Origin of the sequence: Phaeobacter sp. CECT 5382, assembly GCF_001457775.1 — a bacterium.
Taxonomy (GTDB): Bacteria; Pseudomonadota; Alphaproteobacteria; order Rhodobacterales; family Rhodobacteraceae; genus Pseudophaeobacter.
Genome location: NZ_CYSG01000003.1, coordinates 83,151 through 103,408, shown reverse-complemented (window position 1 = coordinate 103,408; position 20,258 = coordinate 83,151). Strand labels below are relative to the sequence as shown.

At 59.3% G+C, this 20,258-nt stretch carries 20 protein-coding genes; 10 read left to right on the top strand and 10 right to left on the bottom strand.

Annotated elements, in window-relative coordinates; genetic code table 11:
* Positions 1-139: 139 nt before the first annotated feature.
* From PH5382_RS04285 to PH5382_RS04275, 3 genes are read left to right on the top strand one after another with little or no spacing between them, the layout of a single operon-like run.
* On the top strand, positions 140-1,252 hold the full coding sequence (locus tag PH5382_RS04285) for an ABC transporter ATP-binding protein (protein WP_058333126.1): 1,113 nt from the start codon (positions 140-142) through the stop codon (positions 1,250-1,252).
* A 13-nt stretch (positions 1,253-1,265) separates the two neighbouring features.
* A complete protein-coding gene (locus tag PH5382_RS04280; protein ID WP_058333125.1) occupies positions 1,266-2,186 on the top strand; it encodes an ABC transporter permease in 921 nt (306 codons plus the stop codon).
* On the top strand, positions 2,183-3,463 hold the full coding sequence (locus PH5382_RS04275; protein WP_058333124.1) for an ABC transporter permease: 1,281 nt from the start codon (positions 2,183-2,185) through the stop codon (positions 3,461-3,463). The genes PH5382_RS04280 and PH5382_RS04275 overlap by 4 nt, the downstream gene beginning before the upstream one ends.
* Before the next feature lie 102 nt (positions 3,464-3,565).
* Here the strand turns inward: PH5382_RS04275 and PH5382_RS04270 are convergent, their stop codons facing one another.
* The 3 genes from PH5382_RS04270 to PH5382_RS04260 all read right to left on the bottom strand — a co-directional run bounded on the left by PH5382_RS04270 (position 3,566) and on the right by PH5382_RS04260 (position 6,508).
* Positions 3,566-4,333 (bottom strand): maleate cis-trans isomerase family protein, encoded by a 768-nt coding sequence (locus PH5382_RS04270; RefSeq protein ID WP_058333123.1) that lies wholly within the window; start codon positions 4,331-4,333, stop codon positions 3,566-3,568.
* Between the two features lie 91 nt (positions 4,334-4,424).
* Positions 4,425-4,991: a UbiX family flavin prenyltransferase gene (locus PH5382_RS04265; protein WP_058333122.1), complete on the bottom strand. Its 567-nt coding sequence runs from the start codon at positions 4,989-4,991 to the stop codon at positions 4,425-4,427.
* Between the two features lie 8 nt (positions 4,992-4,999).
* Positions 5,000-6,508, bottom strand: coding sequence for a UbiD family decarboxylase (locus tag PH5382_RS04260; protein WP_058333121.1), 1,509 nt, complete (start codon positions 6,506-6,508; stop codon positions 5,000-5,002).
* Positions 6,509-6,682: 174 nt separating this feature from the next.
* Here PH5382_RS04260 and PH5382_RS04255 point away from each other — a divergent pair, with 174 nt between their 5' ends.
* The 7 genes from PH5382_RS04255 to PH5382_RS04225 all read left to right on the top strand — a co-directional run bounded on the left by PH5382_RS04255 (position 6,683) and on the right by PH5382_RS04225 (position 13,133).
* On the top strand, positions 6,683-7,291 hold the full coding sequence (locus PH5382_RS04255) for a ubiquinone anaerobic biosynthesis accessory factor UbiT (protein WP_231751789.1): 609 nt from the start codon (positions 6,683-6,685) through the stop codon (positions 7,289-7,291).
* Positions 7,291-8,268 (top strand): ubiquinone anaerobic biosynthesis protein UbiU, encoded by a 978-nt coding sequence (locus PH5382_RS04250; RefSeq protein ID WP_058333120.1) that lies wholly within the window; start codon positions 7,291-7,293, stop codon positions 8,266-8,268. The genes PH5382_RS04255 and PH5382_RS04250 overlap by 1 nt, the downstream gene beginning before the upstream one ends.
* Positions 8,269-8,271: 3 nt before the next feature.
* The gene (locus PH5382_RS04245) at positions 8,272-9,171 is read left to right on the top strand and encodes a ubiquinone anaerobic biosynthesis protein UbiV (RefSeq protein WP_058333119.1); all 900 of its coding nucleotides are present in this window, start codon (positions 8,272-8,274) and stop codon (positions 9,169-9,171) included.
* A gap of 103 nt (positions 9,172-9,274) precedes the next feature.
* A complete protein-coding gene (locus PH5382_RS04240) occupies positions 9,275-10,570 on the top strand; it encodes an NnrS family protein (protein ID WP_058333118.1) in 1,296 nt (431 codons plus the stop codon).
* A gap of 26 nt (positions 10,571-10,596) precedes the next feature.
* A complete protein-coding gene (locus tag PH5382_RS04235) occupies positions 10,597-11,121 on the top strand; it encodes a DUF2478 domain-containing protein (protein ID WP_082645557.1) in 525 nt (174 codons plus the stop codon).
* 241 nt (positions 11,122-11,362) lie between these two features.
* Positions 11,363-12,073 carry a Crp/Fnr family transcriptional regulator gene (locus PH5382_RS04230; RefSeq protein WP_058333116.1) on the top strand — a complete coding sequence of 237 codons (711 nt, stop codon included), beginning with the start codon at positions 11,363-11,365 and terminating at the stop codon, positions 12,071-12,073.
* A 127-nt stretch (positions 12,074-12,200) separates the two neighbouring features.
* Entirely contained in the window at positions 12,201-13,133 is a 933-nt protein-coding gene (locus PH5382_RS04225) for a DMT family transporter (RefSeq protein WP_058333115.1), read from the top strand.
* 11 nt (positions 13,134-13,144) lie between these two features.
* On the opposite strand, the gene maiA is transcribed toward PH5382_RS04225, so the two are convergent.
* From maiA to hmgA, 7 genes are all read right to left on the bottom strand, one after another.
* Positions 13,145-13,786 (bottom strand): maleylacetoacetate isomerase, encoded by a 642-nt coding sequence (gene maiA, locus PH5382_RS04220; RefSeq protein ID WP_058333114.1) that lies wholly within the window; start codon positions 13,784-13,786, stop codon positions 13,145-13,147.
* Between the two features lie 79 nt (positions 13,787-13,865).
* Positions 13,866-14,408, bottom strand: a complete 543-nt coding sequence (locus PH5382_RS04215; RefSeq protein ID WP_058333113.1) for a VOC family protein — start codon at positions 14,406-14,408, stop codon at positions 13,866-13,868.
* Positions 14,405-14,629, bottom strand: a complete 225-nt coding sequence (locus PH5382_RS04210; protein ID WP_058333112.1) for a DUF2783 domain-containing protein — start codon at positions 14,627-14,629, stop codon at positions 14,405-14,407. Before PH5382_RS04210 ends, PH5382_RS04215 begins: the two co-directional genes overlap by 4 nt.
* 5 nt (positions 14,630-14,634) lie before the next feature.
* Complete coding sequence (locus tag PH5382_RS04205) at positions 14,635-16,248, bottom strand: FAD-dependent oxidoreductase (protein ID WP_058333111.1); 1,614 nt, start codon at positions 16,246-16,248, stop codon at positions 14,635-14,637.
* Positions 16,249-16,476: 228 nt separating this feature from the next.
* Positions 16,477-17,427, bottom strand: coding sequence for an MBL fold metallo-hydrolase (locus PH5382_RS04200; RefSeq protein WP_058333110.1), 951 nt, complete (start codon positions 17,425-17,427; stop codon positions 16,477-16,479).
* A 74-nt stretch (positions 17,428-17,501) separates the two neighbouring features.
* Positions 17,502-18,764, bottom strand: coding sequence for a fumarylacetoacetase (gene fahA, locus PH5382_RS04195; RefSeq protein WP_058333109.1), 1,263 nt, complete (start codon positions 18,762-18,764; stop codon positions 17,502-17,504).
* 68 nt (positions 18,765-18,832) lie between these two features.
* Entirely contained in the window at positions 18,833-20,188 is a 1,356-nt protein-coding gene (gene hmgA, locus PH5382_RS04190; protein ID WP_058333108.1) for a homogentisate 1,2-dioxygenase, read from the bottom strand.
* Positions 20,189-20,258 lie beyond the last annotated feature (70 nt).

Below are 20,258 nucleotides of genomic sequence, written 5' to 3'. Positions count from 1 at the left end.
CGGACTGTCAGGGAGCCAGCCACGCCCCATGCCACATGCCATGGGGCGCATCAAACACATCTGAATGAACAGAAGCAGCCTGTTTGCACCGGGGGTATCCTCCACCGGGCACGAGAGTTGCGAGCTGAGGAGAGACCACATGAGTGCTGGGGTCGGCGTAGATCTTGAGAACCTCTGGATCCGCTTTGGAGATTTTGTCGCCGTGCGCGACGCAAATGTGAACATCAACGGAGGCGACTTCTTTTCTTTCCTCGGCCCCTCGGGCTGCGGCAAGACGACGATTCTGAGGGCGGTTTCCGGCTTTCTGGACCCCAGCGATGGGCGGGTGCTGATCGGCGGCAACGATATGAAGGGCATCGGCCCCAACAAACGCCCCACCGCCCTGATCTTCCAGAACCTGGCGCTGTTTCCACTGATGAAGGTCTGGGAAAACATCACCTTTTCGATGGAAATCAAAGGTGCTTCGGCCAAGGAACGCCGCAAACGTGCGGATGAGCTTTTGGACATGATTGCGCTGCCAGGGCAGGGCGACAAGCTACCCTCAGAGCTGTCTGGCGGTCAGCGTCAGCGTGTCGCCATCGCGCGCGCGCTCTGCGCGGAACCGGATGTGCTCTTGCTGGATGAGCCGCTTTCGGCGCTTGACCTCAAGCTGCGTCAGCACATGCGCACCGAGCTGCGCGAAATTCAAAAGCGAGTTGGCATCACCTTCATCTACATCACCCACGACCAGGGTGAGGCGCTGACGATGTCGGACAATATTGCCGTGATGCGCGCAGGCGTGATTGACCAGATCGGCAACGGCAAGGCGATCTACAACGATCCTGCCACCGCTTTTGCGGCTTCTTTTGTCGGCGAAAACAACGTGTTTCGCGGCAAGGTCAAGCGGATGATGGGCAGTGAGGCCCTCATTGAGACCAACCGCTCTGGTGATCTGGTCGCGCGGATTTCCTCTGCCAATCAGGGCCGCCTGAAAGAAGGCGACGCGGCGATGATGTTCATCCGCCCTGAAGCCTTTGCGCTGGCACCAGATGGCGCATCCGGCGATCATTTTGTGACTGCTCGCGTCAATCACGAAGAATTCGAAGGCAATACTTTCAACATCTTCATGGAAGGCGAAGGCGGCAAAGAGTTGAAAGTCGCGATTCCCAATCTGGGTCAGTCATTTGAAGATCACACCGGTCAGTCGATCACCCTGGAATACGAGGCGCAGAATGCCGTCGTCGTTCCAGCGGGTGAATTGGCCGCGGAATGAGGAGCCTTGTGATATGCCCCGCTTCCTAAAAGAATTCTTTGATCGTAACGGCTTGGGAATTGGTTCCTTGATGTTGGGGCTGGTCCTGTTTTGGACCATTGGCCTGATCATCCTGCCACAACTGTCGATGCTGGACTTCTCTTTCCGGCCGAACCTGCCGCCGCCTGAAATCGGCGGTCCCAAAGACGTCTACACGATGGAAAACTACCGCTATCTGGTCTTTGGCCCCGAAGGTGGCAGCCAGAGCTACAATGCGGTCGATCTGAAGGTGTTCTACCGCACCCTGATCGCGGCGATCTTTGTCACCATCTTTAACCTGATCCTGTGCTATCCGATCGCCTACTATCTGGCTCAGACCAAGGGCAATCACATCCGCATTTTTGCGCTGATGCTGATCATCCCCTACTGGATCAACGAGATCCTGCGGGCCTTTGCACTGCGCATCATCTTTGGCGAGACCGGCGTGCTGAACAATCTGCTGGTGGCGGCCGGCATCTTTGATACCCCGTTTGATTTTGTCCGCAATGATATCGCCCTCTATGCTGGTCTTGGCTATGCCTATATCCTGCTGATGATCTTTCCGATCTACAACGTGATTGAAAGCCTGGATCGCAACCAGATCGAGGCGGCGCGTGACATGGGGGCCAGCTGGCCGATGATCCACCGCCGGGTGGTTATTCCCTATGCCAAACCGGGTATCAGCTCGGGCTGCACCATGGTGTTCATGCTCTCGGCCGGGGCGCTTGCGGCACCACAGATCCTGGGCGGACCATCGTCGCTGTGGTTCACCCAGCTGATCTATCAGCAATTCAACGACAACTCTGACTGGCCACAGGGCGCGGCCTATGCCGTGGTGCTGCTGGTCACCTGTATCCTTCTGGTGCTCGCTTTGATGCGGGTGTTCAAGGTGAACATGGGGGATATCGGCAAATGAAGAACCTCTCTCTTATGCGCCTCAGCATCTGGGCCTATCTGGCGATCTTTTTTGCCTATCTGTTAGGGCCGCTGGTGATCATGTCGATCACCGCCTTCAACTCGCCCGAGTTTCCGCGCGCTACCCCTTGGGAGTGCCTGACCTTTGAATGGTTCTCGGCATTGTTTCAGGACGAACGCATCCTGAACGGGATCAAGAACTCGATCCTGGTTGGCTTTGGCACCGTCGTTTTGTCGGTGGCCATGGGGCTTGCGGGGGCTTTGATGCTGACACAGATCTGGCCCAAGCTGCGTGCGACCTACTACACCATCATCATCGCGCCCATTTTGGTGCCCGGTGTGGTGATTGGTATCTCGACACTGGTGTTCTGGGACCGGATCAACCGGATGCTGGGGTTGGAGGCTGACAGCTTTCTGTCCAACGGGTTGTTCCTGACAGTGATCGGTCAGTCCACCTTCATCGCCAGCTACTGCATGCTGGTGCTGGTGGCGCGTCTGCAGCGCTATGACATGGCCCTGACTGAGGCGGCACTGGACCTGGGTGCCACCCATGCGCAGGCCTTTCGCAAGGTTCTGTTGCCCTTCATGAAGCCCGCCATTGCCTCGGCTGCGGTGCTGGCCTTCCTGGCGAGTTTCGAGAACTACAACACCACGACGTTCACCTTTGGTGAATACCCAACCCTGACCATCGAGTTGGCGCAAAAGGTCCGCTATGGCATCACTCCGGCGATTTCGGCCCTGGCCTTCATCATCGTCTTGCTCACGGTTTTTGCGGCTCTGTTCAACGAGGCGAATATTCGTCGCAAGGAACTGGTGGCCCTGGCCCGCAAAGAGGCCACGGTCGAGGAACTCAGTACCGGTAAGTTCAAGATGCCGGGCTTTCTCAGCTCCAACTGGGCAGCTGTCGGGCTGGTCATCGTGGCCTGTGCCACGGTGGTCGTAGTGGGAACGGCAACGGTCTACAGTCCGCAGCAGTGTATCGCTGATGTGCAGGAGCAAAAGCGTCTGGAAACAGAGCTGCGCATTCAGGAGTTGCAGCGCCAGCGTGAGCTGCGTCGTCAGCAGCAAGAAGCAGAGCAGGGCAGCAGTGCCGCCCCGGCTCAGTCCAAACCTGCGGGCAATGATTCCGGTTTCGGCAATGTTTTTGCCCCCAGCACCCTGTCGGGAGATGCCGAAGAAGACGCGGGCAAGCCGGAAGGCAACAACTCCGGGTTCGGTGGCGCTTTTGCTCCGAATACGCTGAGCGGCGAAGAGGGGAGCGAGGGGTCTGGAAACTGATCCTTCAGATCTGAACCTGTAACAAAACAGACCCCGCCCGGCAGCACTGCTGGGCGGGGTTTTCTGTTTCCTGACCTTTGCGGTCGTTGCGGCGATGAACCGTCAGGATGGGTTCTCTGGCAGAGGTTTCTGGAACAAAACACCCGGTGCGTCCACCGCCAGGGGGGCACCAGAGAGGTGCGCCATATGCCAGGCCAGCGCCTGATTGCTGCTGACCACTGGTTTGCCCAGACGCTGCTCCAGATCTTCGATAATATCCAGCGTGCGCAGATTGGTGCAGCTCAGGAAAACCGTCTCGATCTCAGGGTTTTTTCCAACCTCGAGAGCCGCTGCATGGATTGATGCGGGATCAATCCGGGCGACATTGGCCTCTACTTCTTCGCCAAAGGACACCATGGCGGGCACGCGGTAGCCTGCTGCTTCGAATGTCTTCTGCATTGGGCCAGAAACAGAGTCTATATAAGGGGAAACCAGGCCAATCGAAGAAATCTCCAGAGCGGAAAAAGCGGTCAGCGTTGCCGTCAGCGGCTGGGCCACATGGCGGGTTTGAACGGCGCCCTGCACCAAGTCGCGCACCCGATCCACGCCGATCAATGTGGTGCCCGAGGTGCAGCCATAGGCAACCGCGTCAAATTTTGCGGCCTGCGGCAACAGGGCCGCGGCAGTCGGCAGATCGCGTCCCATCTGGGCAATGCTGTCTGGCGTTAGCTCTGCGCCGGATGGGATTCGATTGACATAGAGCGCCACATCACGGCCGGGAAAGAGGCGACGAAAATCCTGTTCGATTGTCTCATCCACCTGCAGCGCAATGAGACCAAGCGTGGCGGCAGAGCCGATCGGGCCGGTAAGGCGATAGGGGAAATGGCTCATTCCAGTGGTCTCCTGCATTTGAGTGGATCGGCTCGCAGGCCAGACTTTCGCTGACAAATCTGATACTCGCAAGCGAGAAGCGCTCTTGCGTTTATTCGATCCAGGCCTTGGAGATGGGAGGCGCCAGATGCAGCAGATCAATGGCGCGGGCCGCGATCTGGTCCACGATCTCCTGAACACTTTTCGGGCGCAGATAGAAGGCAGGCATCGGCGGCAGCAGGATGGCGCCCAATTCGGTGGCCGCCTTCATGTTTTTCAGATGTGCCAGCGTCAGCGGGGCTTCACGTGGCAGCAATACCAAGGCGCGACGTTCCTTGAGCTGGACACCTGCCGCACGGGTTAGCAGATTGTCATCCAGCCCATGGGCGATAGCGGCGAGAGAACGCATCGAACAAGGGGCCACGATCATGCCTGTCACCGGCACAGAACCAGAAGCAATGCTGGCGCCGATATTGCCATTGTCATGATGCCGGGTGCACAGGTCTTGCAGTTGGTCAAAGGCATCGGGGCCGCATTCCTCTTCGAGGGTGCGGCGGGCGGCGGCGCTGGCAACCAGGTCAATCTCGACATCCAGACTGTTTAGTTGTCGCGCCACTGACAGACCCAGCGCAGCCCCAGAAGCGCCGGCGACTCCAAGCACAACGCGCGCGCTACTCATGACGTCACTCATGGCGTCATTCCGGGCATTACCCGCGCCAGCAGGTCGGCGGCAAATGCGGCGTCCTTTGGATCTGTCTGCATCACCGCGCCCCAGTCGCGACGGGTTTCGCTGTCGATCTTTATGGTCGCATCAATGCCCATCTTCCCGGCCAACCCCGGCTCGGGCGAGGCAAAGTCGAGATAGTCCATCGGCGTGTTTTCCAGCAGCATCACATCGCGACCGGGATCCATACGGGTTGCCAGCGTCCAGGCGATGTCATCCCAATTGTGCGGATCAATATCGTCGTCCACCACTATGACCATCTTGGTATAGCTGAACTGCGGCAGCATGCCCCAAAGCGCCATCATCACCCGGCGCGCCTGTCCGGGATATCGTTTGTCGATCGCAACAACCGCCATGCGATAGGAACAGGCGGCAGGCGGTAGCCATAGATCGCGGATCTCGGGAATCTGGGCGCGAATGGTGGGCAGGGCCAGCTGGTTGAACACCTCACCAATGATCGCGGGCTCATCGGGCGGGCGTCCGGTATAGGTCGACAGGTAGATCGGATCGCAGCGGTGGGTGATTGCGGTTATCTGCACCACGGGAAAAGGCTCGGCGCGATTGTAGTAGCCGGTGTGGTCGCCAAAGGGACCTTCAGGAGCAGTCTCTGTCGGTGAAACCCAGCCCTCCAGCACGATCTCGGCCTCGGCAGGGACCAGCAGGGGCACGGTTCTGGCAGGCACCAGTCGCGCACGTGCGCCGTTCAAGGCCCCGGCAAAGGTCAGCTCAGAGACGGTTTCCGGCAACGGGAGTGCTGCAGACAGCAGGGTCGCCGGATCGGCACCAAGCGCGATGGCTACGGGTGTTTTCTCGCCCTTGGCGGCCCAGCTGCGATGGTGCGCCGCGCCGCCCCGATGTGGCAACCAGCGCATGATCAACCGGTCCCGCCCCAAAACCTGTGCCCGGTATATCCCGGCGTTATAGGTGCTGGTTTCTTCGACGACTGACCCATGCGGCCGGGTTACCACCACGGGCCAGGTCAGAAGTGGCCCGGCATCATTTAGCCAATGTGTCTGTACCGGTATCTGGCCAAGATCCACTGCTGTACCTTCCAGTTGGATCTCCTGCACGGGCGCGGATTTGACCAGCTTGGGGCGGGCGGCAAGGGCTGCTTGCAGCATGGGCCAGCGCGACAGCGCATCCCGCAGCCCATTCGGTGGGGTTGGTGATTTCAGCGCAGCAAGAAACCGTCCCAGATCATCCAATCCCTGCGGTCTGACCCCCAAACCAGCAGCCACCCGTTCTGGGGTGCCAAACAGATTGGTGACCACGGGCATTCGGGCCATATCATTTGTCTCTAATAAGGGGCTATTGAACTTCAAAACCGGTCCTGCCGCCTCGAGAACCTGCCGGTGTACAGCCGTCATTTGATGTCGGATGGCGACGGGATCCGTCACCTCTGTCAGCTGGCCTTGCGCCTGACACCAGTCCAGAAAACTGCGCAAACTGCGGAAGGGAGGGAGCTGACGCATAGAGGGGGCTTTCGAAAAGTGTCCCGGGCTCCTATCAGCGAAAACCCCTGCCTGAATTGACGATGGTCAATTTTTTGTCGGCGGCTCCGATCTAGGCAGAGAGCCACCCCCCCGGTCAGTTTTCGATCTGTCGCCCTGCGGTGGTTTGTGAGGCATGTGAAAGGACCTTTGATCGTGAGCCATCCCAGCTTTGCTGCCCCGGCAGATGTGTTTCTTGCAGATGTTGGCCCGGCAGACGGCCTGGCAGAGGCAGCTGCGTCGATCCCGGTTTTCCCAACACTGCTGGCGCGGGGGATGGCACCGCTGCCGCTGGTGCCGCTGTCGCTTGCGCTGACGGCCTACGCGCAGCGCATTGCCAAGTGCCATCCCGGTTTGTTTCGCCGCCTCGGTGATCATGCCCAGTCGCGCTTTGTGCTGGATCCCACCGACCTGCCGTTTGTCATATGTCTCGCACCAGGCGGGGGGCATCCGCGTGTTACGGTGGTTCGGGGCCGGGGCGAAGGGGTAGCACGCATCGCCGGGCCGCTCGCTGCACTTCTGGGGTTGGTTCACGGTGCTTATGATGGCGATGCGCTGTTCTTTTCGCGTGATCTGGTGATCGAGGGAGACACGGCTGCGGCACTGGCGTTGCGCAATGCGGTGGATGATGCCGAGTTGGATCTGACAGCTGAGCTGTCGACGCTGTCCGGTCTATGGGCGCCCTATGTCCAGCGGATTTTCAAATTTGCCGAGACACGCACAGGTGTGCATCTCAGCCGCCCCGAGGAGCTCATGACATGGTAATGGAAATCGTCTGCCCGGCGGGAACGCCGGCCTCGCTGCGGGCGGCGGTCAAAGCTGGTGCACATACAGTCTATTGTGGGTTTAATGATGTCACAAACGCGCGCAACTTTCCGGGTCTGAACTTTGATCGCGCCGAAATGCGTGAAGGGGTGGCCTTTGCCCATGCGCATGGCGCCAAGGTGCTGGTAGCGATCAATACCTTTCCGCGCGCGGGTGCCGAAGACATTTGGCAGCGTGCCGTGGCGGATGCGGCCGCAGCCGGGGCGGATGCGGTGATTCTGGCTGATCCGGGGCTGTTGGACTATGCCGCGCGAAACCATCCACAGATCCGGCGGCACCTGTCGGTACAGGCAGCTGCGGCCAATGCCGATGTGATCAATTTCTATGCCGAGACCTTTGGCGTTAAGCGGGTGGTGCTGCCACGTGTCCTGTCGGTGCCCGAGATCGCGGCCATCAATGCCGAGACCGAGGTTGAAACCGAAGTCTTCGTCTTTGGCGGTTTGTGTGTGATGGCTGAGGGGCGCTGTTCCCTGTCGTCTTATGCCACCGGGCTTTCGCCAAACATGAATGGGGTCTGTTCGCCGGCCAGCCATGTGGAATATCGCGATACTGGTGGCGTCTTGGATGCGCGCCTGGGTGGCTATACAATTCATCAGGTTGGCAAGGACGAACCTGCCCCCTATCCGACTCTCTGCAAGGGCTGTTTCAGCGCGTCTGGCAAGCAGGGCCATCTGTTTGAGGACCCTGTCAGCCTCAACGCTGAGCAGCTGATCCCACAGTTGCAAAGGGCCGGCGTCACGGCCTTGAAAATCGAGGGCCGCCAGCGGTCGCGCTCTTATGTGGCGCAGGTGGTGCGCAACTTCCGCGCTGCGGTGGATGCGCTGGAGGCGGGGCAGCCCCTGCCTGTGGGTATGTTGGCGCGGCTCTCGGAAGGCCAGGCGACAACCACCGGTGCCTACAAGAAAACCTGGAGATAGCCCATGGAACTGACCGTTGCCCCCAACCCGTTTTTCTGGGCCGCCGATGATTGGGAAGCCTTGTATCAGGATCTGACAGCGGCACCGGTAGAGCGGGTCGTACTGGGGGAACTGGTCTGCTCCAAACGCCTGCCGTTTTATCAGGATCGTATCCCAAAAGTGATTGAGAGCCTTCAGGCCGCAGGCAAACAGGTTGTCCTGACCAGCCTGGCGCTTGTGACGCTCAAACGGGAGCGAAAGCTCACGGCGCAGCTGGCGGATCTGGGGCTGGAGGTCGAGGTCAATGACCTGACGGCGCTGGCACAGCTGCCCCGGGACTTGGCCTTTTCGGTGGGACCTTTGGTCAATGTCTACAACGAAAGCACGCTGCGCTGGCTGGCCGCGCGCGGTGCGACCCGGATCAGCCTGCCCCCCGAGCTGCCGCTTGCTTCGGTCGCGGTGTTGGCCCGTGCGGGAGCTGACTGTGGTGTCGCAGTGGAAGTCTGGGGGCATGGGCGGGTGCCTTTGGCGATTTCCGGGCGCTGCTATCACGCACGCCTGCACGGGCGCACCAAGGATAATTGTCAGTTTGCCTGCGAAGAGGATGCCGATGGTCTCGAAGTGCGCACCCTGGAGGACCAGCCGTTTTTGACCATGAATGGGGTGCAGACCCTGTCTGATCGCTACGCCTGTGCCGACTATCAGATCGAAACCTTACAGGGGGCAGGCGTGTCTGCCCTGCGACTGTCCCCTCAGTCGAGCGGATTTCCTGACCTATGTGGCCTCTACCGGGACCGGATTGAGGGGCGCCTGGCCATGGGTGAGCTGGCACAGCGGCTGCAACACAAGGCCCCCGGATTGCGTCTTAGCGATGGTTTTCTGACCGGAGAGAGCGGCGCGGATTGGTCAGGAACCAGTCGCTAGATCAGTGCTGCCGCGCCGCAACAGTGTCAGGGCGGTTGAAAGCCAGGCAAAGACCGGGGACAGGCAAAGACTGGGGCTGGGAAGGATTGGGGCTGAGAATACCATGGCCAAAGTAGGCAAGTTTCAGTCTCTAAATCAGAGATATTCCACATTTTGGCAGGCCCCGCACCGGCCGCTGTTCTTGCTGAGCTACCTGTGTGCCTTGTGCACGGTGGCCTGGTGGACGCTGGCTGAAGCGATTGACCTGTCTGTATCCCTTCCCGTGTCTCTGCCCGCACCTCTGTTTGTTTCCTACGGGCTGTGGCATGCGCATGAGTTGCTGTTCGGCTTTGCCGGTGCCGCTCTTGGTGGCTACCTTTTGACAGCACTGCCGAGCTGGACGGGCGGAGCCCTGTTGGCGGGGTGGCCGTTGAAGCTTCTGGTGGTCGCCTGGGCTGGGGAGCGGGCAGTGGTCGCCTGTGCAGAGCTCCTGCCTCTGGGGGTGGTTTTGTTAGGGGGTGGCGGCTATTTTCTGTGTCTTTCGCTGTTGCTGCTGCGCGAAATTCTGCGCGCCAAAGCCTATCGCAAGCTGGGGTTTGCGATCCTTGTTCTGGCGTTGGGTGGGGGAAACCAGCTATTCCTGATCTCAGCGCTAACCGGGGCGACCGCGGTCAGCCATGCCCTGCTCCGTGGTGGGCTCTGCGGTTTTTGCCTTTTGATTTTCGTGGTTGGCAGTCGTGCCGTTCCCGCCTTTACAAACAACTGGCTGGCGCAGTCTGGGCGAGCTGAGAGGATCGCAGTACATCTGCAGGTTGGTGGTCTGGCATTGGGGCTGCTGACGGCAGGGCTGCTGGTGGGGGCCGTTCTGTCAGCGCTGGTCGGGTGGGACAGTCTTGCCTACGGAGCCTGCCTGATCTTGTCGGTCATTCTATTGTGGCAGATGCGACATTGGCAGTGCACCCTGGCCCTGCGCAATCCACTGCTGGCGGCTTTACACCTTGGCTATCTATGGCTGCCGCTGGGGCTGATGCTGCTGGGAGCAAACGGGCTGTGGGGTGCCCAGACGGGTGAGCTGTGGATGCCGCCCGGAGATGCACTGCACAGTCTAACAATCGGCGCTATGGCCGGAATGATCATGGCCATTTCCGGGCGTGCAGCAGCGCATCACCACAGTGGTGAAATGCGAGCAACCCTGGGATTTAGAATAGGCTTTGGCCTGATATGGATCTGCACGTGGCTGCGGCTCATGGTTGGAGTTGTTCCAGATCATGGTGCGATGCTTATCAGTCTGGCAGCAGGAGTGTGGTGCTTGGGCTGGCTGGCTTTTGTCGTTGGGTTCTTTCCTGCGTTGCGGGGGCCAATCATCCGCCCGGTTCTCAGCGGTAAGCGGCATCAGAATGCGTCAAAACTCTTTGATTAGAGCCGAATTGAGCAAAGGATAGTGAAATGAAAATAGCACGGGTCAGCTCTTCGAAGCGGGGGGAAACGGATCGATTGCTGTCGGATATTGCGGCCAAGCTGCAAACCGGGGGGCACCAGCTTGCCGGGATCATCAAGGAACAGAGTTACGCTGGCCAGGCCGCCAATGGCTGCGACATGAAGGTACGCGTTCTGCCGACGGGCCCCGTCATCCAGATTACGCAGGATCTTGGTACGGGATCGGATGCCTGTCGCCTGGACCCCGGTGCCCTCACCGAAGCAGTTTGCTGTGTCGAAGGCGCCCCTCTGGAGGGGGTGGATCTGTTTATCCTCAACAAGTTTGGTCCGGAAGAGAGCGCAGGTCGTGGCTTCTGTTCAGTTATCGCAGCGGCGCTTGAACAGGATATCCCGGTTCTGGTTGGGGTTGGTCTGGCGTCCAGTGACAGCTTTGATGCTTTTGCCGGGGAACTTGCCGAAGCTTTGCCAGATGAGGCTGATGCGATTTTAACCTGGTGTCAGGCTGCGATCAAGCGAGGGTCTCTGGCTGCCTGATGAGTGGTCAGAACCTCTGCCAGGCCCTCTGTTTTTGCCATAGTTAGGCTCTGAAAATGGAGCCGGTGGTGTTTCGCTCTTTCTCGTTGGGAAAAGGCCTGCATCCCCGAAAAAAAACATCGAGGTTGTCTTGGAACAAGGTCGGCCGGGTCGGAATCGATGCACAAGCAACACTCAGGAGAAGATGTGACCTGGCTGGCAACTTTTAACGATGCCTTTGGGAAAATAGATCGAGGCCAAAATGCTGGATTGTAAAGCGACACGCGCAGCAGATGTGACACATCCCTGCGCCCATTGCGCCTTTTATGGGGGCAGTGTCTGGCAACCGGTCGCCGGTGATGCCCTGCCGGTGCTGAGGCGTGGATTTTCCCGCAAGGAGTTGGAGGCCGGACAGGTCCTGTTCAAACAGGGCGAGGACAATCGCGGTGTCTTTTGCGTCTCGTCTGGGCTTGTTGCCCTGCGCAGTCATCATGTCGATGGCGCCTCGACGTTGATGCGCCTGGCCTACCCCGGCGAGATCATTGGCTATCGGTCATTTCTAGGCAAACAGCCCCATCAAACCGAGGCCCGCGCTCTGTTGCCATCGCGGATCTGCACAGTAACTCATCGGGTTGCGGCAGGTGTGGTGGCGCAGAATTCGGGCGCAATGGAACGCTTGGCACAGCGCTGCATCCGCGAGATTGACCGCAGCCACCAGCGGATCATCTCAACGGCTACATGTTCCAACAAAGAGCGGCTTGCCGAACTGCTGCGACGTTTGATGGTTCTGCATGGGAGACGAAACAGGGAGATGATCACGATGCGCCTGCCTTTGTCGCGGATGGATCTGGCAGATCTCATCGGGGTGCAACCGGAAACCATGTCGCGATTGATCAGGCGGCTGGAGAAGGATGGCGTGTTCGGCATTGCAGGACGTGATGTCGAGATGCCCCTGTCTGCGCTTTCGGCCTAGCCGCAAGAAGAACTTCATGCTGGCGCCTTGGGGGATGATTTGTCAAATCCGGAGGCTATGCGCAGGAAACGGGTCGCACTGGGATGCAGGTCTCGGTTAGCTAGGGGCAAACTCACAGGAGCCTCGCATGTCGTCACAAACCCCCGGTACCACCATCGATCTTGGCGCGGGCCTGTTGCTTACAGCGTTGGCCCTGGTCTGGGGTGGGTCGTTCTTTTTTGCCGAAATCGCCCTGCGAGAAGTCCCGCCACTGACCATCACCCTGTTTCGCGTCGCACTGGCCTTGCCGGTGTTGTTTCTGGTGGTACGACTGAAGGGAATTGCTCTCCCGCGTGGCCTCCGGATTTGGGGCGCCTATCTTGGCATGGGGGCCTTGAACAACGCTATTCCCTTTTCGTTGATCTTTTGGGGGCAAACCCAGATCGAAAGTGGACTGGCCTCGATCCTGAACGGGACCACAGCGATGTTTGGCGCGGTCGTGGCGGGGCTGCTGCTGAAGGATGAACCGCTCACCCCGCAAAAACTGATTGGCGCAGCTCTAGGGTTTGTTGGGGTTGCGGTGATCATGGGGCCTGCGGCGCTGACCAGTCTGGATCCGCGCAATCTGGCGCAGATCGCTGTACTGGCGGCGGCGTTTTCCTACGCACTGGCCAGCGTCTGGGGCAAAAGTTTTCTTGCCGGACAGCCGCCGCTGATGAATGCGCTGGGCATGGTCGCAGGCAGTACGGTGCTGATGCTGCCGGTGGCGCTGTTTTCCGACGGTATGCCGCGTTTTGATCTGTCGCTTCCAGTCTGGGGTGCCTTGCTGGGGATCGCGGTACTGTCCACAGCTCTGGCTTATCTGATGTATTTTGAGATCCTGCGCCGGGCCGGGTCAGCCAACCTGATGCTGGTCACCCTGTTGATCCCGCCGGTGGCGGTGGCGCTGGGCGCAGGCCTGCTGGGGGAACAGTTGGGACGCGAGGCTATGCTGGGCTTTGTGATCATCGGTCTGGGACTGGTGGTGACGGATGGCCGCCTGCCCAGGGCCGTTCTGGGCAAGCGGCAAGGGTTGCGCTGAGGCGCGACGGGTCAGCTGGCAGCGTTCACTGCATCCGGGTGTGCTGCGGCAAAGGCCGGGTGGGCGGCGCAGGCCTCTTCGATGGCGGTGATACGGGGCATGTCGGAGAAATCCGCCCCCCAGCGCCGCGCATTATAGAGCTGCGGCATCAGGCAAATGTCAGCCAATCCTGGCTTCTCTCCGCAGCAATAGGAGGCCTTCTCAAACCCGGTGAGCAGTCTTTCAAAGGCCGCGAGGCCAGGGCGGATGAAATGCACCATCCAGTCACCGGGCATGCCTTTGGCGCCGCCTGAAATCTGGGTGGCATATTTGGCGACCTGCAGATTGCAGACCGGGTGGAGGTCCACCGCAATGGAATGCGCCAGTGCCTGCGCCTGGGCGCGTTCGGCTGGGTCCTTGGGCAACAGGCCAAGGTCACGGGTCTGGTCGAGATAGTCGAGAATGGCCAGCGATTGCGTCAGACGCAGCCCGTCGATTTCCAGCACCGGCACAAAGCCCTGCGGGTTGCGGGCCATGTGTTCAGGGGTCTTGTGCTCGCCCTTGACCAGATCGACGGTGACGGAGCGGTAGTCAATGCCTGCCAGATTGAGAGCAATGCGAAGGCGGTAGCTGGCAGAAGAGCGCCAGTAGTCAAAAAGAACGGTGTCGTGCATCACAGGTCTTTCCTATCAAAATGGAAGGGCAACCGAAGGGTCTCCGGTTGCCCTGTTGATGTCAATTCAGGTCAAGTGCTCAGACGTCGTTCAGCTCTTTGGCGTGCAGCCAGTCGGCGTGTTTCGGGGCTTTCTTGGTCTTGGACCATTCTTCCAGCATCTGCCATTTCACCGCGTCGAGTTTTTCCAGCAGCGCCTCTTCTTTTGGATCGGGGCAAGCCAGTTCAACCCGGTGGCCGTTGGGATCAAAGAAGTAGATCGAGTGGAAGATCGAGTGATCGGTCACACCCAGGACTTCGACGCCATTGGCTTCAAGATGCTCTTTGAACTCGATCAGGGTATCGCGGTCTTTGACCTTAAAGGCGATGTGCTGCACCCAGATCGGCGTGTTAGGATCGCGGCCCATTTCCGGCTTGGTTGGCAGCTCAAAAAACGCCAGTACATTGCCGTTTCCCGCATCCATGAAGACATGCATGTAGGGGTCGGGCTCATGGGTTGATGGCACGTGGTCTTCGGCGATGGCGAGCACGAAATCCATCTTCAGCATCTTGTTGTACCATTCAACCGTCTGCTTCGCGTCCTTGCAGCGATAGGCGACGTGGTGGATTTGTTCGATTTTCACGTGAGGTCCTCCTCTTGCGTCAGCGCGGCGGCAGCCAGCGCCTGTTTCAGGATCGCGCGGTCTCCAATGTGGTTGGCCAGAACCAGCAGCAGACGGGCGTTGAACGCGTCGCTGTCGGCTTTGTCGCGGCCGTCATGGGCGGCCAGAAGATCTGCATAGAAATCATCGGCACCGTTGATGTTCGGGGTCAGGATCAGGGTCTCTGTATGGGGATTGGACATCTGGTTTACTCCTTGCCCACTGCGCGGCGGATGGCGGCGCGGAACTGGGTCTCGTCATAAGAAGGGCGGCGCGCGGCGACGTGCTGATCGGGGCGGATCAGGTAGACGCCACTGTCGTGATCACCCAGATAGCGCTCTTTCAGGGCCAGGGATTTGTCATCCTTGACCGACAGCGCCAGCCGTTCGACGGTGATGCCTGCTTCCTCGACAACATCGGGGGCCTCGGCATCGATTGTCAGCAGGATGAATTTGTCACCCAGCTTGCGCAGCAGGAAGTCATCGCCCAGTGGCGCATCAGGACAAGAGGAGCCGGGACGGGTGCGCGCCGGGCCATCCAGCAGGGCATCCGCCGAGTTCAGCGGCGAGCCATCATAGGTGCAGGGCACCGAGAGGCGACCGGAATTCACCAGCGGGCGGGCAAATTCATGCTGTTCGCTGAGGTCCAGAACCGCATCCCGCAACACGCGCGACATCTCTGATTTGGGCGTGATGAAATCGGTGGAGCGGCTGGAGTTGAGGATATTCTCATCGGCGCCATGCACCCGTTCCATGTCATAGCTGTCGAGCAGGCTTTCGGGCGCACTGCCCTCCATCACCAGTTTCAACTTCCAGCACAGGTTGTCTGTGTCCTGCAGGCCGGAGTTGGCACCGCGTGCGCCAAAGGGCGAGACCTGATGCGCGGCGTCCCCTGCAAACAGCACGCGACCATGGCGGAATTTTTCCATCCGGCGGCACTGGAAGGTGTAGATCGACACCCATTCGAGCTCAAACTCCACATCATCGCCAAGCATCTCTTTCAGGCGCGGGATGACATTTTCGGGGCGCTTTTCGCGCTCCTTGTCGATGTCCCAGCCCAGTTGCAGATCAATGCGCCAGACACCATCGGGCTGCTTGTGCAGCAGCGCCGACTGGCCTTTGTTAAAGGGCGGATCAAACCAGAACCAGCGTTCGGTCGGGAAATCTGCCTCCATCACCACATCGGCGATCAGGAAGTTGTCTTCAAAAACGCGGCCGACAAAATCCAGACCCAGCATGCGGCGGGTGGGCGAACCCGCCCCATCGCAGGCGATCATCCAGTCCGCTTCGAGGTTATACGAGCCCTCAGGCGTGTCTACCTCGAGCGTGACATGATCGGGGTGGGTGCCAATGGCAGACACCTTGTTGCGGCCACGGATTTCGATCGGGGCGCCTTGGTCCTGCAGTTCGCGGACGCGATTGACTAGGTATTCTTCGAAATAATACTGCTGCAGATTGATAAAGGCGGGGCGCTCGTGGCCCTCCTCGGGCAGCAGGTTGAAGTCATAGACTTGCCGGTCATCAAAGAAGACTTTGCCAACGTTCCACAACACGCCCTTGTCGACCATAGGCTGACCACAGCCAAGCCGGTCGAGGATCTCCAGCGGGCGTTTGGCAAAACAGATGGCGCGGGATCCAAAGCTCACCTTGTCATTTTCATCCAGCACGATGGCCTCGATGCCCTGTTGTGCCAGCTCAATGGCGGCAGCCAGGCCAATGGGGCCGGCGCCGATGATCACCACCTTGCGGCGCACCGGGGTCGCTGCGTCCTCATCCGCGTGGCGGGCATAAGGATACATCGGGACTTCAAAGATCTTGTTCATCTGGTCTCCTCCCATATCGGGCCAAATCGGGGTGCCAAACGGGGGGTCCTGAACGGCACATCTTCTCTGTTTCCCGGCAAGCCAATGCCGGGAGGGTATCGATATCGTGTCATATGTTCATCCGGGGCGGCACGATCTGGATCAAAGCGCCCCGGTATCCTGTGATCTGGCCGGACAAGCCTGCCAGGTCCGAAAGCCCCCGATTGTTTCGGAGGCTTTCAGTGGCGTTTAGCCTTGCAGGGCAGCCCACATTTCCAGATCGCGTTCGGCTGTCCAGATGCGTGGGGTGTCGATGCCGCGGGCTTCGTCATAGGCGCGCGCGACGTTGAAGGGCAGGCAGTGCTCGTAGATAGCGTAGTCTGCGAACTTGGGGTCGCATTCTGCGCGCACGGCGTCCCAGGCTTCTTTCAGGGTGCCGTTGCGGGCAGCCACGCGGGCGGCAGGGCGGTAGGTTGACTCAACGAAGTCGCGGGTGTTTTCAATCGCCGCTTCGACCATTTCCTTGCCAACCAGCGCGTCACCGCGACCGGGGGCAATGGCGTCAACGTCAAAGGATTTGATTGCATCCAGCGTATCACCCCAGTCAGAGAAGTGACCATCGCCGCAATAGCAGGCAGAGTGGTACTCGACGATATCGCCAGTGAACATCACGTTTTCATCCGGCACATGGATCACGATATCACCCGCCGTGTGGGCGCGACCGAGGTGCATCAGGTCAATACGGCGGTTGCCGAGATAAACGGTCATGTCTTCGTTGAAGGTTGTCGTCGGGTAGGTCAGGCCTGGAATGCTCTCATAGCCTTCGAATAGACGGGGAAAGCGCTGGAATTCGCTGTCCCAATCTTCCTGACCGCGTTCGACAACCATAGCCCGGGCGGCGTCGCCCATGATCACCTGGTTGGCGCCAAAGGCAGAGGCCCCCAGCACGCGGACCGCGTGATAATGGGTCAGAACAACGTGGGAGATCGGCTTGTCGGTAACCGAGCGCACGCATTCGATCACCTTGTTGGCCAGACGCGGGGTGGCCTGGGCTTCGATGATCATCACGCTATCGTCGCCGATGATAACGCCAGAGTTGGGATCGCCCTCAGCGGTGAAGGCATAGATGTCTTTGCCCACTTCGCTAAAGGTGATTTTCTTTTCGCTCATGTCCCCTTGGGACGCAAATGCCTTGGCCATGTCTTTATCCTTTTGTCGGGGGGCAGGGGCGGAGAGATCCGCCGCTGCCAATCTGTCTGTGTGAGGCTGTTCCGTCAGTCGGCTGCGGGCCAGCTCTTGGCGGGCAGGATCTTGCCTGAACAGTCGCCAAATCCGATGGTGAAACCATTGCCACGGGCATTGCCACGGAGGGTCAGTGTGTCACCGTCCTCGATGAAACCACGGCTCTCGCCGGTGTCGAGCGTGAAGGGTTCGCGCCCGGCCCAGCTCAGCTCCATCAGGGAGCCATATTCGGAGCGCTCAGCGCCGGAAATGGTACCCGAGCCCAGCAAATCACCGGTGTTCATCTCGCAGCCACCAATGGCGTGATGGCACAGCTGTTCGGCTGCAGAATAATACATCCGGTTGTAGTTGGTCTTGGAGATCGACGTGGCCGTTGCCGCTCCTTCGGGCTGCATCAGGACTTCCAGCTCGATATTATACAAGCCGTCTTTGCTGCCATCCAGATAGGGCAGCAGTTCCTTTTCACGCGCAGGGGTTGGCGCGCGGAAGCTCTCAAGCGCGGCGGCTGTCACGATCCACGGAGAGATCGAGGTGCCAAAGGCCTTGCCCTGAAACGGCCCCAGTGGCTGATATTCCCAGCCCTGAATGTCGCGGGCAGACCAGTCGTTCAGCAGCACATAGCCAAAGATCATTGCATCGGCTTCGTCTACTGTGATGGGCTGGCCGAATTCAGATCCGGTGCCAACGATGGCGCCCATTTCCAGCTCGATATCCAAACGTTTGGTGGGACCAAACGACGGGGTTTCGGCGTCCGGTGCCTTGGTCTGGCCATTGGGGCGGTGGATTTCGGTGCCGGACACCACAACAGAGGACGCGCGACCGTTGTAGCCGATCGGGATATGCAGCCAGTTGGCGGGCAGATCAGGGGATCCACGCAGAATAGCCCCCATGTTTTTGGCGTGCTGCATGCCGGCATAAAAATCGGTGTATTCGGCAACAGCCATCGGCATGTGCAGCTCGGCCTCAGCTTGGGCAACCAGCAGCGGTTCCACCTTGGCTTGTTCGGCTGAGCCTTCGCTCAGCAGCGCGGTCAGCCGGTCGCGCAGGGCGGCCCAAACGGCGGGGCCCTCTTCCATCATCTCGTTCCAGAAGGGAACTTCGAACAGCGGATAATCCGCCAGCTGCAACACGCCTGCTTCTTCGGCGGCCTGACAGTCGAAGATCATATCGCCAATGGCCACACCACAACGCGGATCACTGTCGGCAGTGGAGAAGACGCCATAGGGCAGGTTGTTCAGCGGGAAAGGGTGGCTGGCGTCATTTGCCGAAGTCACCCAGGATTTCAAAAGGGACATGTCGTCTCCTGTATCTAAAGTGTCAGGCACCGGGGCAACCCCGGTGCGGGGACGGGATACCTATTGGCTTACTTCAAGCCTGGCGTGCCGTCGAATTTCTTTTCGATATCACTCCAGCAGTCGATGTAGTCATCCTGCAACGGCGCTTCCTTGGCAGCAAACTCTGTCAGATGCTGCGGAAAGCGAGTCTCAAACATGAAGGACATGGTGTTCTCCAGCTTTTCGGGGCCGAGGTTGGAGTTTGACGCCCCTTCAAAGGCGTTTTTGTCGGGACCATGTGGGATCATCATGTTGTGCAGCGACATGCCGCCGGGAATGAACCCTTTGGGTTTGGCATCGTACTGGCCGTAGATATTGCCCATCAGCTCGGACATGATGTTCTTGTGATACCATGGCGGGCGGAAGGTGTTTTCTGCCACCATCCAGCGATCCCGGAACAGCACAAAGTCGATATTGGCCGTCCCGGGCACGCCCGACGGGGCGGTCAGCACGGTAAAGATCGACGGGTCCGGGTGGTCAAACAGAATAGCGCCAACCGGGCAGTAGGTTTTCAGGTCGTATTTATAGGGCGCGTAGTTGCCATGCCAGGCGACCACATCCAGTGGCGACTGGTCAATCTGTGTCTCATGGAACTGCCCGCACCATTTCACGGTAACGGTCGAGGGCACTTCGCGGTCCTCATAGGCCGCAACCGGGGCTTTGAAATCACGCGGATTGGCCATGCAGTTGGCACCGATGGGGCCACGACCCGGCAGCTCAAACTTCTGACCGTAGTTTTCACAGACAAAGCCGCGCGCAGGCCCTTCGAGAACTTCAACCCGGTAGACCAGGCCGCGCGGGATGATAGCGATTTCCTGTGGTTCAAGATCAATGATGCCCAGCTCGGTCGCGAAACGCAGGCGTCCTTCTTGAGGCACCACCAGCAGCTCGCTGTCGGCGGAAAAGAAATAGGCGTCCTGCATGCTTTCGGTGACCAGATAGACGTGGCTTGCCATGCCGACCTGAGTGTTCACATCCCCGGCGGTGGTCATGGTTTTCATGCCTGTCAGCCAGGTCAGGGACTGTCCGTCATGCGCCACGGGATCCCAGCGATACTGGCCCAGGCTGGCCACATCAGGATCAACGCAAGGCGCCGATTTCCAATAGGGCAGGTCGATCTTTGTGTAGCGATGCGAATGCTTCACCGAGGGGCGGATGCGATAGCACCAGGTCCGTTCGGGCGGATCGGCTGTAAAAGCGGTACCCGAAAGCTGTTCACCATAGAGGCCGTAGTTGCATTTTTGCGGGCTGTTCATGCCTTGCGGCATGGCACCTGGCAGAACCTCTGATTCAAAGTCATTGCCAAAGCCCGGCATATAGCCTTCGTGCGGGCCGGCAAGCGATGGGGCCTGGATCATCTCATGGGGATCAACAGCTTTGTTCATAATCGCGCGCTCCTTTTCTGCTTGCGGACCTAATAGTTGTTTTTGTAACTAACAAGGGTAAGGAGAGTGC

Bases quoted from the DNA above. Each gene is read 5' to 3' on its own strand.
- PH5382_RS04265 (WP_058333122.1), bottom strand. From the start codon at position 4,991: ATGAGTAGCGCGCGCGTTGTGCTTGGAGTCGCCGGCGCTTCTGGGGCT.
- hmgA (WP_058333108.1), bottom strand. From the start codon at position 20,188: ATGAACAAAGCTGTTGATCCCCATGAGATGATCCAGGCCCCATCGCTT.
- PH5382_RS04205 (WP_058333111.1), bottom strand. From the start codon at position 16,248: ATGAACAAGATCTTTGAAGTCCCGATGTATCCTTATGCCCGCCACGCG.
- PH5382_RS04285 (WP_058333126.1), top strand. From the start codon at position 140: ATGAGTGCTGGGGTCGGCGTAGATCTTGAGAACCTCTGGATCCGCTTT.
- PH5382_RS04210 (WP_058333112.1), bottom strand. From the start codon at position 14,629: ATGTCCAATCCCCATACAGAGACCCTGATCCTGACCCCGAACATCAAC.
- fahA (WP_058333109.1), bottom strand. From the start codon at position 18,764: ATGTCCCTTTTGAAATCCTGGGTGACTTCGGCAAATGACGCCAGCCAC.
- PH5382_RS04260 (WP_058333121.1), bottom strand. From the start codon at position 6,508: ATGCGTCAGCTCCCTCCCTTCCGCAGTTTGCGCAGTTTTCTGGACTGG.
- PH5382_RS04200 (WP_058333110.1), bottom strand. From the start codon at position 17,427: ATGGCCAAGGCATTTGCGTCCCAAGGGGACATGAGCGAAAAGAAAATC.
- PH5382_RS04240 (WP_058333118.1), top strand. From the start codon at position 9,275: ATGGCCAAAGTAGGCAAGTTTCAGTCTCTAAATCAGAGATATTCCACA.
- PH5382_RS04275 (WP_058333124.1), top strand. From the start codon at position 2,183: ATGAAGAACCTCTCTCTTATGCGCCTCAGCATCTGGGCCTATCTGGCG.
- PH5382_RS04250 (WP_058333120.1), top strand. From the start codon at position 7,291: ATGGAAATCGTCTGCCCGGCGGGAACGCCGGCCTCGCTGCGGGCGGCG.
- PH5382_RS04280 (WP_058333125.1), top strand. From the start codon at position 1,266: ATGCCCCGCTTCCTAAAAGAATTCTTTGATCGTAACGGCTTGGGAATT.
- PH5382_RS04270 (WP_058333123.1), bottom strand. From the start codon at position 4,333: ATGAGCCATTTCCCCTATCGCCTTACCGGCCCGATCGGCTCTGCCGCC.
- PH5382_RS04245 (WP_058333119.1), top strand. From the start codon at position 8,272: ATGGAACTGACCGTTGCCCCCAACCCGTTTTTCTGGGCCGCCGATGAT.
- PH5382_RS04230 (WP_058333116.1), top strand. From the start codon at position 11,363: ATGCTGGATTGTAAAGCGACACGCGCAGCAGATGTGACACATCCCTGC.
- PH5382_RS04235 (WP_082645557.1), top strand. From the start codon at position 10,597: ATGAAAATAGCACGGGTCAGCTCTTCGAAGCGGGGGGAAACGGATCGA.
- maiA (WP_058333114.1), bottom strand. From the start codon at position 13,786: ATGCACGACACCGTTCTTTTTGACTACTGGCGCTCTTCTGCCAGCTAC.
- PH5382_RS04225 (WP_058333115.1), top strand. From the start codon at position 12,201: ATGTCGTCACAAACCCCCGGTACCACCATCGATCTTGGCGCGGGCCTG.